This window comes from Thiocapsa rosea, assembly GCF_003634315.1.
Classification (GTDB): domain Bacteria; phylum Pseudomonadota; class Gammaproteobacteria; order Chromatiales; family Chromatiaceae; genus Thiocapsa; species Thiocapsa rosea.
Genome location: NZ_RBXL01000001.1, coordinates 2,472,421 through 2,485,991 on the forward strand (window position 1 = coordinate 2,472,421; position 13,571 = coordinate 2,485,991).

The window sequence follows — 13,571 nt, forward strand, 5'->3', positions numbered from 1 at the left end:
ACGACAACGACCTGAGGGGCACAGGTGTTCTTTCGTCGAGTTGTTTTGCTTATTTTGAACGGTTCTTCAGCGCCGAACCCCGAACCCGCCCGAGGTGTCTACCATGACCACGAATCTGGAAACCGCCCGGCACCCCGAGACCCTCAAGCGGGTCTGCATCGAGCCGCTGACCCGCGTCGAGGGGCACGGAAAGGTGACTCTGTTGCTCGACGAGGACAACCACGTCAAGCAGGCGCGGCTGCATATCGTCGAGTTTCGGGGCTTCGAGAAATTCATCCAGGGGCGGCCCTATTGGGAGCTGCCGGTGTTGGTCCAGCGTCTCTGCGGGATCTGCCCGGTCAGCCACCATTTGGCCGCGGCCAAGGCGTGCGATCGTCTCATCGGTGTGGATCGGCTCACACCGACGGCCGAGAAGGTGCGCCGGTTGATGCATCTGGGGCAGGTGCTCCAGTCGCACGCGCTGCATTTCTTCCATCTCTCCTCGCCCGATCTGCTGTTCGGCATCGACGACGCCGTGGCCCACCGCAACATCGTCGGCGTCATCCAGGATCATCCCGAGATCGCGATGCAGGGCGTGCTGCTGCGCAAGTTCGGACAGGAGGTCATTCGCGTGACCTCGGGCAAGCGGGTCCACGGCACGGGCGCGCTGCCTGGCGGGGTCAACAAGAATGTGAGCCTTGAGGAGCGGGACCTCCTCCTGGCCGACATCGACCGAATCCTCGCCTGGGCCGAGCAAGGGGTCCAGCTCATCAAGCGCATCATCCTGACGCGCCCCGAGTTTCACTATCGCTTTGCCATCGTCGATGCCAACACACTCAGCCTGGTCGCGCCCGACGGCGGCTTCGAACTTTACGACGGTGGGCTGCGCGCACACGACCCGCAGGGCGAGACGATCTTCGATCATGCGGACGATCAGGGTTACGCGGAGCTGATCCACGAGGAGATCAAGCCCTGGAGCTACATGAAGTTCCCCTTCATCGTGGCGCTGGGGCCGGAGCAGGGCTGGTATCGGGTCGGCCCGCTCGCGCGTGTCAACAACTGCGCGCGTTTTCAGACTCCGCTCGCCGAGCAGGAGCGACAGGACTTCGCCGCCGCCGGGGAGGGCCGTCCGCTGCAGGCTGCACTTGCGACCCATTGGGCGCGGATGATCGAGCTGCTGCACTGCGCCGAGGCGATCCGCGAGCTGCTCGCCGACCCCGATCTGCAGGGCACCGAGCTGCGTCGCGACGGCACGCTGCACACCACCGGTATCGGCGTGTTGGAGGCCCCGCGCGGGACACTCTTCCACCACTACGAGATCGATTCGGACGGACTGGTGACCCGTGCCAACCTCATCGTCTCCACCACGAACAACAACCAGGCGATGAACGAATCCATCCGCCGCGTTGCCGCCGACGATTTAAAGGGTCACGAGCTTACCGAGCCGTTGCTCAACCGCATCGAGGTGGCGATCCGGGCCTATGACCCCTGTCTGTCTTGCGCCACCCATGCGCTCGGCAAGATGCCTTTGGCGCTCGAGCTGCTCGACGCCGAAGGGCAGCGTGTTCAACGGCTGGTGCGTTCCGCCGACGGCTCGATCGCCCGTTGACGATACCTCGGTTTTCTCGTTGCAGAGCCGCGACGAGATGCCCCGGCGTTGCGTTGCGCCTTGCCGCGCAGCTCGGCGTCTGGTTGGCCTTCGCCGCAACCATCGGCGGGTTCGCCGCTGCGACTAAACCGCGCCCGCCGCCGCTTCCGGGGATCAACCACCCGTCCGCTCCCAGCGGAACACCCGCATCGGCGGGAAATTCAGCAGCTCGGTGTCGACCCGGGGGGGGCCGAGGTGGGGACGGCACAACTCGGCCACCCGGGCGCTGGCCTGGTAGGCGACGAAGCGGCCGTCGGCGGCCAGGCACTCGGCGATGGCGGCTGCGGTGCGTGCGCCCACGGCCCGCGGCATGGTGGAGAAGGGAATGCCGGAGACAACGGCGTCCGCGGCGGCGAACCCGTGGGCCGCGAGTACGGCCGGGAGTTCGCAGGCGCTGCCGCGGTGGGCGATGAGGCGTCGATCCGGGATGGCTTCCACCAAGCGGTGCAAGTGGGAATTCAGCTCGATGGAGAGCAGCCGCCCGTCCGGCGGCAGTGCATCCAGGATGGCCCGGGTGGTGCCGCCGGTGCCGGGGCCGAGCTCCACCACCAGGCCCCCCCGATCCACCGCCGCAGCGGCCAGAACCCGGCGCATCAGGAAACGGGAGCTGGGCACCAAGGATGCGACCTGCATCGGGTGCCGGAGGAACTGACGGACGAACAGAAGGCGGTCGACGACGCCGATGTGGGATCTGCGGTTGTTCACGGTGCGTGTGGTCTCGGTTCTCGATGGTAGTTGACGATCTCACCTTCGTAGTACCACCTCTCGTCAACCCCGACCATCGCAAAAACGGGGAAAACGGTCGGCTTTTGGCCCGGGGTTGCTTCCGATCCCGCGGCGCGGCGCGCGCGCCCAGGCTCCTCCGACCTGCGCGGCGAACCCGAATCGTATTCGCGGCGCGGCATCGCATCCAGGGGGCAGCCTTCGGCGCTCGGCCGGCCCTTGCGAGAGCATCGCCCACGGTGCATGCTCCCGGCCCATCAAAGCACACACCCGGAGCAACCACGCATGAGCAAGATCCATTTCATCGGCGGCGAGAAGGGGGGCGTCGGCAAGTCGGTGCTGGCCCGCCTGCTCGCGCAGCATCATATCGACAACAACCGACCCTTTACGGTCTTCGACACCGACCAATCCCATGGGGCCATGCTCCGCTTCTACGGCGACTACTCCAGATCCGTCTTGCTCGACGCCTTCGAGGATGCCGATCAATTGATGGAGGCCGCGCTCGCAGCGCCGCAGAATGTGCTGGTGGACCTGGCCGCCCAGACCTCGGCACCCTTGTTTCGCTGGATCGATCAAAACGACTTCCTGACGCTTGCCGCCGACGAAGGGGTCGGGGTGGTCTTCTGGCATGTCATGGACGACGGCGCCGACGGCATCGGTCTGCTCCAGCGACTTATCGACCGCTACGGTGAGGCGGCCTCCTATGTCGTGGTGCAGAACTACGGTCGCGGAAAGGATTTTTCCGCGTTCCGGAACTCTCCGGCCCGTGTCGCCGCCGAGGCCGTCGGCGCCCGCTTCATCGAGCTGCCCGAGCTGCACGCGGCCACGATGCGCAAGGTCGACCACCTGGCTGCGAGCTTCTGGGCCGCCGGCCAGAGTCGACCGGGTGGGCTGGGTCTGATGGATCGTCAGCGTCTCAAGGTCTGGATGCGCAAGGCCAACGAGCAGATCGCCTCCTTGGGGCCGGTCCTCGCCGCGCAGCCGCCGGCCGATTCCGTTCAGGAGTGGTTGGCGGGCGCATTGGACGAGACATCGCCCGGCTGAGCGCATCACCGGTGCGCCTATCGCTCTGATTCAGGCGGGATTCAGGCGAATTCAGCCATCGAAACTACCCTAAGAAGCGCCGGCAACGGTATCATGGGGAGCCAAAATTTCGGAGAGAGTCATGGCGCAGGCGACACGATACGGGCAGTTGACGTTCAGCGACTACGTGGAGCGCGCGCTCCGCGAGGGCGCCATGTGGACCCTCATGGTCGTGGCGCTCTATCTGGTGCTCGCCTTGGCCAGCTACTCTCCGGATGACCCGGGTTGGTCCTACGTCGGCGACGTCTCGCAGGTCAGCAACTCGGCCGGACGGGCCGGCGCCTGGTTTGCCGATGTCACGCTCTTTCTGTTCGGGTTCTTCGCCTATCTGCTCCCCGTGATGGTCGGCTGGAGCGCCTGGCTGGTGTTCCGCGGTCGCGGCGAGGAGCCGGCGCCGCGGACCTGGATCCTGGCGCTGCGCTGGATCGGGTTCTTCATCACCATCGTTGCCGGCTGTGGATATGCCGCGATTCATCTCGCCGAGCTCGGCGCCCATCTACCGAACGGGGCAGGCGGCGGTCTGGGCATGCTCGTCAGCGACAACATGCGCGCCGCCTTCAATACCAGGGGGACCGATCTGCTGCTCGGGGGTGCCCTTTTGGTCGGGTTCACGCTCTTCTCCGGGATCTCCTGGCTGAAGGTGGTCGACAATACGGGCGCTGCCGTTCTGCAGGCCGCAGGCTGGGTCGCGAATGTCGTGCAGGGTGCGGCGACGGCCTTGGTGATGCGTCGGCAGGCTGCCGCAGCGGGGGAGTCGACCGGGCTTCCCGAGGCGTTGAACCTCATCGACGATCCGACGCAATCCGACGGACCATCGATGCGTTCGCGCTTGCGTGAAGCGGTCGGTTCGGACGCAACAGGCTCCGAAGCGTCGGGGCACGAGCCGGGGGAGCGGCTCGGGCGTCGTTTCGAGGGGCTTCCGCGGCGTGTGCGGGAGGCCATGGCCGAGCCAGAGACCCTGTCGCTCGATGATCTCAAGCGCGGTCAGAAGCCCGTGCCGGCGGCGGCACCGCGGATCAAGACGCCGCCGCGTCCGGTGACCCGGCCCGAGCCGCCGCTCCCGGCTACACAGGCTCCGTCGGTACAGGCTGCTTCTGCCGCCCATAGCGCAACCGCTTTGACCGACGAGGTCAGTCTCCCGCCGCTCGACCTACTGGATCAGCCGCGTCCGAGCGGCCGAGCCTACTCGGACGAGCAGATCGAGGATCTGTCGCGACAGGTCGAACTCAAGCTTGCCGACTTCGGCGTCCAGGTCCAGGTCGTCGCTGTCTACCCCGGCCCAGTCGTCACGCTCTTCGAGCTGGAGCTCGCACCCGGCATCAAGGTCAGCAAGATCACCGGACTGGCGAAGGATCTGGCCCGCGCGCTCTCGACCATCAGCGTGCGTGTGGTGGAGGTGATCCCGGGCAAGTCGGTGATCGGCATCGAGATCCCCAATCAGCAGCGCGAGACGGTCTTTCTGCGCCAAACCTTCGGCTCGGCGACCTATCAGGACGCTAAGTCGCCGCTGACCTTGGGCCTGGGCAGCGACATCTCCGGTCTGCCGGTGGTCGTGGATCTAGCCAAGATGCCGCATGTGCTGATCGCCGGCACCACCGGCTCGGGTAAATCGGTCGCCATCAACGCCATGATCCTGAGCCTGCTCTACAAGGCAGGGCCGCAGGACGTGCGCCTCATCATGGTCGATCCGAAGATGCTCGAGCTCTCGGTCTACGAGGGCATCCCGCATCTACTCACCCCCGTGGTGACCGACATGAAGGAGGCGGCCAACGCGCTGCGCTGGTGCGTCGGGGAGATGGAACGTCGCTATCGCCTGATGGCGAAGCTCGGGGTGCGCAATATCGGCGGCTACAACCGTCAGATCGCCGACGCTGCTGCACAGGGCCGCACCATCCCGGATCCCACCATCGCCGCGGATTTCGCCGCCGAGCAGGGTATCGAGGTGCCGGCCCTGGAGCACCTGCCCTACATCGTCGTGGTGATCGACGAGCTGGCGGACATGATGATGGTGGTCGGAAAGAAGGTCGAAGAGCTGATCGCGCGGCTGGCGCAGAAGGCGCGGGCCTCCGGCATCCATCTCCTGCTCGCCACCCAACGCCCCTCGGTCGATGTCCTGACCGGGCTCATCAAGGCCAATATCCCGACCCGGATCGCCTTCCAAGTGTCTTCGCGGATCGACTCACGCACCGTTCTGGACCAGATGGGCGCCGAGCAATTGTTGGGCAACGGCGACATGCTTTATCTGCCGCCGGGCGGCAACATCCCGCAGCGTGTGCACGGCGCCTTCGTCGACGATCACGAGGTGCATCGGATCGTCGAGCACCTCAAGCAGTTCGGCGAGCCTCGGTATCTGCAAGACGTGCTGCGCGAGCCGACCGAAGTGCTCCCGGGCATCGATCCCGAGCCGCGCGGCGACACCGAGGACACGGATCCGCTGTTCGACGAGGCCGTGCAGATCGTTGTTGAAAGCCGGCGTGCCTCCATCTCCGGGGTACAACGGCGTCTGAAGATCGGCTACAACCGCGCCGCACGCATGATCGAAGAGATGGAGCGCATCGGGATCGTAGGTCCGGCGGAGACCAACGGAAACCGCGAGGTCTTGGCGCCGCCGCCGATCGAGGATTAAACCGCGCCCGGTGCAGTATGCGTCATTTGGTGGAATGGACTGGCCGCGCTGGCTCTGACGACTGTCGGATCCGGCGCGGTTTAAAGTAATAGAAAGATTAAATTTTAAACCGCGTCTCGCCAAGATCGAGTAAGCCCCCGACGCTGAACTCAGCGTGAAAAGGATGCATGTCGCTCTGGACGCGGTTTAATCTGAATCTTTGGCGTTTTTTCGTGTCTCTCGTGATTACAGTCGCCGTATACAGGATTTCATATGACAGATTTCGTACCCTCAGTTGATTCGTTCGGGCAGCGCCCGGAGCGCCTTGACGAACGCGTTCAATCATCGCGCTTGCGCGTTGTCGTGCTCGCGATGCTCTTGCCGCTGATCCTTCTGTCAGGGATTGCGACCGCAAACGCAGCCGAGGGCGCAAAGCGGGTCAACGACTATCTGGCCGGACTCAGCAGCCTGCGCGCCGATTTCGAGCAGTTCACCTTCAATGCCGAGCGCACCCGGATGATGGAGTCCCGCGGGACCCTCTATCTGCAGCGCCCGGGCCGTTTTCGTTGGGAGTACAGCACGCCGAACCGCCAGGTCATCATCGCCGACGGCAGCCGGGTCTATCTCCATGATCTGGAGCTCAAGCAAGTCTCGCATCAGAGCCAGAACCGGGCGCTGAGCGGAACGCCTGCCCTGCTTTTGGCCGATGGCGGGCCGATCGAAACGCACTTCGAGGCGTCGCCGATCGACAGCACGGACGGACGGACCTGGGTGGAGCTGATCCCCAAGGCGCAAGACACCGACGTCCTTCGGATCGAGCTCGGATTCGGCAAAGACAATCTGGAGAGCCTCATCATGGAGGACACCTTCGGACAGACGACCCGGCTGAACTTCACGGGGGCGGAGCGCAACGCCAAGCTGAGTCCGAATCTATTCAAGATGGACCAGGGGGCGATGGACGACTTTCTCTCCTTCGACTGAAGCGCGCCTCTGTTCGACATGTGCCGTTTGCTGTCTACGTCGCCCTTGCGGTTCTCAACGGTTGTCGGCGCAGGCGCGCTTCAGGAGATTATTTTTTGATTCTGAACCGCGTCGGCCGCGAATGTCTTGAGTACTGCCGGGGATCGGGTTTCGGCAAACCGGTCGTGACCGCTTCGGGCGCGGTTCAGAATGACTGATGCGCCGCTCGCCGAGCGGATGCGCCCGACGACGTTGGATGGATTCTTCGGGCAGCAGCACCTGCTTGCGCCGGGCAAGCCGTTGCGTGGGGCGATCGAGTCGGGACAACTCCATTCGATGATCTTCTGGGGGCCGCCCGGCTCCGGCAAGACCACGCTCGCGCGCCTCATCTCGCGGGTCTCGGGTGCTCGCTTCCTGAGCCTGTCCGCCGTCCTCGCGGGTGTGAAGGACATCCGCGATGCGGTTTCCACGGCGCGGACGGTGCGTGATCTGGAGCAGCGACCCACATTGCTCTTCATCGACGAGGTGCACCGTTTCAACAAGGCCCAGCAGGATGCTTTTTTGCCGCATGTCGAAGATGGCACCCTGACCTTTATCGGGGCCACGACCGAGAATCCGTCCTTCGCGTTGAACAACGCACTGCTCTCGCGTGCGCGCGTCTATCTCCTTCAAGCCTTGGAGGCCGACGATATCGAGCGCGTCCTGGGTCGTGCCCTTGCCGATCCGGTTCAGGGGCTCGGCGAGCGTGGATTGCGTCTGTCCGACGAGGCCGCGACCCTGCTTGCACGCAGCGCCGACGGCGATGCCCGCCGCGCGCTGAATCTGCTTGAATTGGCGGTCCGGATGACAGCGGGCGAGGAGATCACGTCGGCGACCGTCGCGGAGGTGATCGCCGGCAGCGTGCGACGCTTCGATAAGGGCGGGGACATCTTCTACGATCAGATCTCGGCGTTGCATAAGTCGGTACGTGGATCTGACCCGGACGCCGCGCTGTATTGGCTGGCGCGGATGATCGACGGCGGCTGTGATCCGCTCTATGTGGCACGGCGCATCGTGCGGATGGCCAGCGAGGACATCGGCAACGCCGATCCGCGTGCACTTGATCTGGCGCTCAGTGCCTGGGAGGCGCAAGAGCGGCTCGGCTCCCCGGAAGGCGAGCTGGCACTTGCCCAGGCGGTCGTCTATCTCTCCTGTGCCGCCAAGAGCAATGCGGTCTATCTGGCCTGGAACGGGGCACTCGCGGACGCACGCGCGTCGGGCTCCCTGGACGTGCCCGTCCATCTGCGCAATGCCCCGACCAAGCTCCTCAAAGAGCTGGGACACGGCCGTGCCTATCGCTACGCCCACGACGAGCCCGAGGGATATGCGGCCGGGGAGACCTATCTCCCGGATGCCTTGTCGGGGCGACGCTATTACAAGCCCGTCGAGCGTGGTCTGGAGATCCGCATCCGCGAGAAGCTGGATCGTCTAAATGCGCTGGACGAGGCAGCGGGACGAGACTGAGCGTGGCGCTGTCATCTGGACGCTGTTTAGCATCTTAAACCGCGTCGACTCCAGCGGTCGTCAAAACTGCCGGGGCCGATCCCATCCAAAAACACCGCATACCGCGCACCGGGCGCGGTTTAGAGAAAATCCGGCAGGCTCTTGCGGATCGCCTCGGGGCTCTGGGTCGTCAGGTTTTTGTCGATCTCACCGGCGATCAGCTGTTTGAGCGACGGGGACTGATGTTTGCGCAGCATCCCCAGGAAAGCCGGGGCCGCGATGACGTAAAGCTTTTGAAGCTCCCCTTTGTTGCGCGCGCTCTCCAGCGTCTCGCAGACCAGGCCGGCGAAGCGTTCGGCATTCTCCTGCTTGTGCGCCTCCTCGCCGTTGATGCCGTGCGCACCCGACATGGGGTCGTGACCGCGACCGCCCTTGTCGGTTGTCAGATCGCCCTCGTGGAGCCGTCCTTCCGGGAAGGCCAGCGTGTGGATCTCGCGCAGCGCGCCTGCCGATTTGTCGGTGGTGAAGATGCGTGCGCGGCTGTTGTCGGCGGCTAGTATCCAAGTCAACATGGTGTCACTTTCCTCCCGTACTGAGCCCGGCCGCGATGCGGTCGGGGCTTTGGCTGAGACGGGACGATCGCCCTTGCGATGTAGGGTCATGCGTCGCTGCGCCCCGATCCGTGTCGGTCGGTTCCCGTCCCTTTCAGTGTAACAGGCCCGTCACGGAATTCAGTGGCCCGGTCGACGCACGCCGGCAGCGCGTTCGATGCACGCGAGGTAGCCCGCGGCGTCGAAGGGCGCTTGGTTGCGTTGCAGCGTCCAAAGCGCCTCGGCGAGGCATTCCATGATGCGGTGGTCGGTCTCGTGCGGATCGCCGGTGATCTGCAGGATGCGGCCGTAGAGCCGACGGATGCCAGCGGGCTGATCGGTGTTCAGCTGATCGAGGATGGCGATGTGCAGCCCCATGTGCAGGAAAGGGTTGGACTCACCCTGCTCCGGGAGATAGTCGCGCTCCAGGGTGGTTTCGATCTCGGTCATGAGACGATGATATTCGGGATGCTGGCGCAGGATCTGGACAATCTGTGCCTCGACGGGCTCCAAGGGTTGTCCGGTTTGAGCCTTCTCCCAGGCGGTGATGAAGGTGCGACGATGGCTTTCACGGTCTTTTGCGAACATGGAGTCGAGGCTCTTGAAGGGGTTAAACCGCGCCCGGTGCGGTATGCGTCATGTGTTGGAACGGCTTGGCCGCGCCAGCTCCGGCGACTGTCGGCGCTGGCGCGGTTTAGAGGATTCGGGCTCGGTGCTGCTTGCGTTCGATCTTGCGTCACGGCGGCGGCGTCTTGTCGCGATAGTCGCAGAGATCGGCGATCGGACATTCGGGGCAGCGCGGCTTACGTGCGACGCAGACATAGCGTCCGTGCAGGATCAGCCAGTGATGGGCGTCTTTCAGAAAGACCTTGGGGACATGGCGCAGCAATGCCTGCTCGACCGCGAGCGGGGTCTTTCCGGGCGCCAGCCCGGTGCGGTTGGCCACACGGAAGATATGGGTGTCGACGGCCATCGTCGGCTCGCCGAAGGCGGTATTGAGAACCACGTTGGCCGTCTTGCGTCCGACGCCGGGGAGTGCCTCCAGGGCCTTGCGCGCGCGCGGGACCTGACCCCCGTGCTCCGCGACCAGGATCGCGCAGGTCTTGATGATATTGGCGGCCTTGCTGTTGAAGAGTCCGATGGTCCGGATATGCGCTTTAAGGCCTTCTTCGCCGAGCGCGAGCATCTTCTCGGGCGTATCGGCAACCGCGAACAGACGCGCCGTGGCTTTATTGACCCCTTTGTCGGTCGCCTGTGCCGACAAGATCACCGCCACCAGAAGCTCGAAGGACGTGCGATACACCAGCTCCGTCGTCGGCGCCGGATTGGCGGTGCGAAGACGCTCGAAGATTCGATTGCGCTTTTCCTTGTTCATCGATGGATAATCCCTCAGGACTGTCTAAAATGACAGCCCACTTCGTTGAGCGATTCTCCGACATGAGCGATGGCCTGACCCCTCGGCAGCGGCAGATCCTGGAGCTGATCAGGTCGCATATCCGCGAAACCGGGGTGCCGCCGACACGCGCGGAGATCGCCCGGACCTTTGGTTTTCGTTCCGCCAACGCGGCCGAGGATCATCTGCGCGCCTTGGCCCGGCACGGTGCGATCGAGCTGACGCGGGGTCGTTCGCGCGGCATCCGGCTCATCGATCACGCCGCCGCCGGTGAGGTCGAGCTGCCGATCATCGGGCGTGTCGCCGCCGGCAGTCCCATCCTTGCGGCCGCGCATATCGAGGACTCCTGTCCGGTTAATCCGGACCTCTTTTACCCCCGCGCGGACTATCTGTTGCGGGTTCTCGGCAGCAGCATGTGCGATGCCGGCATCCTCGACGGCGATCTTCTGGCGGTTCATACCACCTCCGAGGTTTTCGACGGCCAGATCGTAGTGGCACGGTTGGGCGACGAGGTGACGGTCAAACGCCTGCATCGGCACGGGACCGGCCGGGCCTACCTGTTGCCGGAGAATCCAAGCTTCGATCCGATCCTGGTCGATCTGCGCACGCAAGAACTCGTCATCGAAGGATTGGGTGTCGGTGTGATTCGGCGTTTCGCAAGCGGCGGGAGTCAAGGGATGACCAAGGTGACCCCGGGCATCAGTTGATTGGGGTCTTCGAGGACATGGCGATTGGCCTCGAACAGCGCACGCCATTGACTGCTGTCGCCGTAGCAACGGCTGCTGATCAGGGCCAAAGAGTCGCTGGGACGAATCCGATAGGCGCCTTGTGCGTCCAACACGCGAGCCAGGGTGAGTTGACGCTGGTGCAGAACCTTCTCGGCGGCAGTCACAGCAGGCTCCGCGCTTGCTTCCCGCTTCACATTCGGATCCAGGAGTGTCCTGCGCAGTTCCGTGTAGGCATCGCGGGAGGCCTGTCGCGCCTGCTCCACATCGAGAGTGCCGCCGTCCTGCGGCGGGACCCGTGCCCGGAGTGCCTCGAACCGGCGCTCGAGTGCCTCGTGGGCCGTCGTGAGCGAAAGCCTGCTGGCATCGAGCTCGGAGAGTCGCCGGTCGCGCTCGCTGAGGGTTCGCTCCAGGTCGAGCAGCGCCTCCTTCAGGCGCTGTATCTCGCCGTTCAGGCGCTCGATCTCCTGGCTTCCCTCCGCAAGCCGGCGCTCCGCCTCCATGCGGGCTTGGTCGGCGCTCTTGCGCGCATGCGCGGATTCCTTGAGCTTTCCCTCCATCCCGAGTAGACGCAGGGTCAGCTCTTCCAGCTTCACCTCCGGCGCGACCGCCGGTTCCTGAACTCCCGCCGGATCGTCGGCACCGCAGGCTATAGCCGAGACGAAGAGCATCAAGAGCGCCAACGGGCCTGCTCGCCGAGAACGATCCGGGGTCATCATGATTCTCCTGGCGTCGCCTCGGCTCGGGGTGTGTTGCCTGGGATCTAAACCGCGTCCAGAGCGAGATGCGAAATTCTCGAGTGAGCTCGACGTTCGGTGCATCCACAGTCTTTAGCGGGGGCGCGGTTTAAAATAATATATTTTTTAATATCTTAAACCGCGCCGACTCCAGCGGTCGTCACGTCTGCCGGGGCCGATCCCATCCAAAAAACATCGCATACCGCGCCGGGCGCGGTTTAAGCAACGCTCGGAAGCCCCGAGAGGGCCATGGCGACCTCGTCCTCGGCATAGGTTAGATCCTTCAGCTTGCCGGCCAGGTAATCGGTGTAGGCCTGCATGTCGAAGTTGCCGTGTCCGCAGAGATTGAAGAGGATGGTCTTGGCCTCGCCGGACTCGCGGCACTTCTCGGCCTCGACGATCGCGGCCTTCACGGCGTGGTTGGCCTCGGGCGCGGGCACGATGCCCTCGGCCTTGGCAAACTGGATGCCGGCGGCGAAGCAGTCCAGCTGGTTGTATGAGGTCGGCTTGATGTAGCCGAGCTTGGTCAGATGGCTGATCTGAGGCGCCATGCCGTGATAACGCAGCCCCCCGGCGTGGAAGCCCGGCGGCACGAAGCTGGAACCGAGCGTATACATCTTCACCAGCGGGGTCAGCTTGGCGGTATCGCCGTAGTCGTACGCGAAGAGACCCTTCGTCAGCGTCGGGCAGGCCGAGGGCTCGACGGCGATCAGTTCGATGTCGCGACCCCCGCGCAGCTTCTCGCCCAGGAAGGGGAAGGCGATGCCGGCGAAATTGCTGCCGCCGCCGGTGCAACCGATGATCATGTCCGGGTAGTCGCCGGCCATCTCCAGCTGCTTTTGCGCCTCCAGACCGGTGACCGTCTGGTGCAGCAGGACATGGTTCAGCACGCTGCCGAGCGCGTATTTGGTGTCGTCGCGCTGGGCGGCCAACTCGACGGCCTCGCTGATGGCGATGCCGAGACTGCCGGTGCTGTCGGGATGCTCCGCGAGGATGGCACGCCCGGACGCGGTCGTGTCGCTCGGGCTGGCGATGCACTGGGCCCCGAAGGTCTCCATGAAGGCACGTCGATACGGTTTGTGGTGGAAGCTCACCTTGACCATGTAGACGACGATCTCGAGGCCGAACATGGACCCTGCCAAGGCGAGCGAGGAGCCCCATTGGCCGGCGCCGGTCTCGGTGGTGATTCGCTTCACGCCTTCCTGTTTGTTGTAGAAGGCCTGCGGGATGGCGGTATTGGGCTTGTGACTGCCGGCCGGGCTCACGCCCTCGTACTTGTAGTAGATCTTCGCCGGCGTCTTGAGCGCCTTCTCCAGTCGACGGGCTCGGTAGAGTGGCGCCGGGCGCCACTGCCGATAGACCTCGCGTACGGGCTCGGGGATCTCGATCTCGCGCTCGGTGCTCATTTCCTGCTCGATCACGGCACGGGGGAAGATCACCGCCAGATCGTCCGCCGTAATCGGCTGTTGGGTGCCCGGATGCAGGACCGGGTCGAGCGGGGTGGGGAGATCGGCGTTGATGTTGTACCAAGTGCGCGGGAGATGCTGCTCGTCGAGCAGATACTTGACTGAGTCGCTCATGCTGTGGTCGAACCTCGGTAGTGGGTATGGCGACCGGCCATCTTCGCTGCCGGTCTTTGTCGTCCG

General features: G+C 64.5%; 12 protein-coding genes. 6 read left to right on the forward strand and 6 right to left on the reverse strand.

Annotated features, from left to right (window positions below; genetic code table 11):
- Positions 1–103 precede the first annotated feature (103 nt).
- A complete protein-coding gene (locus BDD21_RS10920; protein WP_120797199.1) occupies positions 104–1,588 on the forward strand; it encodes a Ni/Fe hydrogenase subunit alpha in 1,485 nt (494 codons plus the stop codon).
- Between the two features lie 153 nt (positions 1,589–1,741).
- Here the strand turns inward: BDD21_RS10920 and BDD21_RS10925 are convergent, their stop codons facing one another.
- Entirely contained in the window at positions 1,742–2,332 is a 591-nt protein-coding gene (locus tag BDD21_RS10925; protein ID WP_120797200.1) for a class I SAM-dependent methyltransferase, read from the reverse strand.
- Between the two features lie 303 nt (positions 2,333–2,635).
- Here BDD21_RS10925 and BDD21_RS10930 point away from each other — a divergent pair, with 303 nt between their 5' ends.
- From BDD21_RS10930 to BDD21_RS10945, 4 genes are all read left to right on the forward strand, one after another.
- Positions 2,636–3,394 carry a P-loop NTPase family protein gene (locus BDD21_RS10930; RefSeq protein WP_120797201.1) on the forward strand — a complete coding sequence of 253 codons (759 nt, stop codon included), beginning with the start codon at positions 2,636–2,638 and terminating at the stop codon, positions 3,392–3,394.
- A gap of 121 nt (positions 3,395–3,515) precedes the next feature.
- Entirely contained in the window at positions 3,516–6,059 is a 2,544-nt protein-coding gene (locus tag BDD21_RS10935) for a DNA translocase FtsK (protein ID WP_120797202.1), read from the forward strand.
- Between the two features lie 252 nt (positions 6,060–6,311).
- Positions 6,312–7,019, forward strand: coding sequence for an outer membrane lipoprotein periplasmic chaperone LolA (lolA, locus tag BDD21_RS10940; protein ID WP_120797203.1), 708 nt, complete (start codon positions 6,312–6,314; stop codon positions 7,017–7,019).
- A gap of 189 nt (positions 7,020–7,208) precedes the next feature.
- Positions 7,209–8,501 carry a replication-associated recombination protein A gene (locus BDD21_RS10945; RefSeq protein ID WP_120797204.1) on the forward strand — a complete coding sequence of 431 codons (1,293 nt, stop codon included), beginning with the start codon at positions 7,209–7,211 and terminating at the stop codon, positions 8,499–8,501.
- Between the two features lie 119 nt (positions 8,502–8,620).
- On the opposite strand, the gene BDD21_RS10950 is transcribed toward BDD21_RS10945, so the two are convergent.
- The 3 genes from BDD21_RS10950 to nth form a co-directional block, all read right to left on the reverse strand.
- Entirely contained in the window at positions 8,621–9,052 is a 432-nt protein-coding gene (locus BDD21_RS10950; RefSeq protein ID WP_120797205.1) for a host attachment protein, read from the reverse strand.
- 159 nt (positions 9,053–9,211) lie between these two features.
- Complete coding sequence (locus BDD21_RS10955) at positions 9,212–9,658, reverse strand: DUF1841 family protein (RefSeq protein ID WP_120797206.1); 447 nt, start codon at positions 9,656–9,658, stop codon at positions 9,212–9,214.
- A gap of 148 nt (positions 9,659–9,806) precedes the next feature.
- The gene (nth, locus tag BDD21_RS10960) at positions 9,807–10,445 is read right to left on the reverse strand and encodes an endonuclease III (protein WP_120797207.1); all 639 of its coding nucleotides are present in this window, start codon (positions 10,443–10,445) and stop codon (positions 9,807–9,809) included.
- 29 nt (positions 10,446–10,474) lie between these two features.
- Between nth and lexA the strand changes: the two genes are divergently transcribed.
- Positions 10,475–11,170: a transcriptional repressor LexA gene (gene lexA, locus BDD21_RS10965; protein WP_245969529.1), complete on the forward strand. Its 696-nt coding sequence runs from the start codon at positions 10,475–10,477 to the stop codon at positions 11,168–11,170.
- On the opposite strand, the gene BDD21_RS10970 is transcribed toward lexA, so the two are convergent.
- Both BDD21_RS10970 and BDD21_RS10975 read right to left on the reverse strand, forming a co-directional pair.
- A complete protein-coding gene (locus BDD21_RS10970; protein WP_147431053.1) occupies positions 11,134–11,904 on the reverse strand; it encodes a LysM peptidoglycan-binding domain-containing protein in 771 nt (256 codons plus the stop codon). The two genes, lexA and BDD21_RS10970, sit on opposite strands and share 37 nt — an antisense overlap.
- A 239-nt stretch (positions 11,905–12,143) precedes the next feature.
- Complete coding sequence (locus tag BDD21_RS10975; protein WP_120797209.1) at positions 12,144–13,505, reverse strand: TrpB-like pyridoxal phosphate-dependent enzyme; 1,362 nt, start codon at positions 13,503–13,505, stop codon at positions 12,144–12,146.
- Positions 13,506–13,571 lie beyond the last annotated feature (66 nt).

Excerpts from the sequence above, each read along its gene's own strand:
- BDD21_RS10955 (WP_120797206.1), bottom strand. The coding sequence starts at position 9,658 with ATGTTCGCAAAAGACCGTGAAAGCCATCGTCGCACCTTCATCACCGCC.
- BDD21_RS10930 (WP_120797201.1), top strand. The coding sequence starts at position 2,636 with ATGAGCAAGATCCATTTCATCGGCGGCGAGAAGGGGGGCGTCGGCAAG.
- BDD21_RS10975 (WP_120797209.1), bottom strand. The coding sequence starts at position 13,505 with ATGAGCGACTCAGTCAAGTATCTGCTCGACGAGCAGCATCTCCCGCGC.
- BDD21_RS10945 (WP_120797204.1), top strand. The coding sequence starts at position 7,209 with ATGACTGATGCGCCGCTCGCCGAGCGGATGCGCCCGACGACGTTGGAT.
- BDD21_RS10950 (WP_120797205.1), bottom strand. The coding sequence starts at position 9,052 with ATGTTGACTTGGATACTAGCCGCCGACAACAGCCGCGCACGCATCTTC.
- BDD21_RS10935 (WP_120797202.1), top strand. The coding sequence starts at position 3,516 with ATGGCGCAGGCGACACGATACGGGCAGTTGACGTTCAGCGACTACGTG.
- lolA (WP_120797203.1), top strand. The coding sequence starts at position 6,312 with ATGACAGATTTCGTACCCTCAGTTGATTCGTTCGGGCAGCGCCCGGAG.
- nth (WP_120797207.1), bottom strand. The coding sequence starts at position 10,445 with ATGAACAAGGAAAAGCGCAATCGAATCTTCGAGCGTCTTCGCACCGCC.
- BDD21_RS10970 (WP_147431053.1), bottom strand. The coding sequence starts at position 11,904 with ATGACCCCGGATCGTTCTCGGCGAGCAGGCCCGTTGGCGCTCTTGATG.
- BDD21_RS10920 (WP_120797199.1), top strand. The coding sequence starts at position 104 with ATGACCACGAATCTGGAAACCGCCCGGCACCCCGAGACCCTCAAGCGG.
- lexA (WP_245969529.1), top strand. The coding sequence starts at position 10,475 with ATGACAGCCCACTTCGTTGAGCGATTCTCCGACATGAGCGATGGCCTG.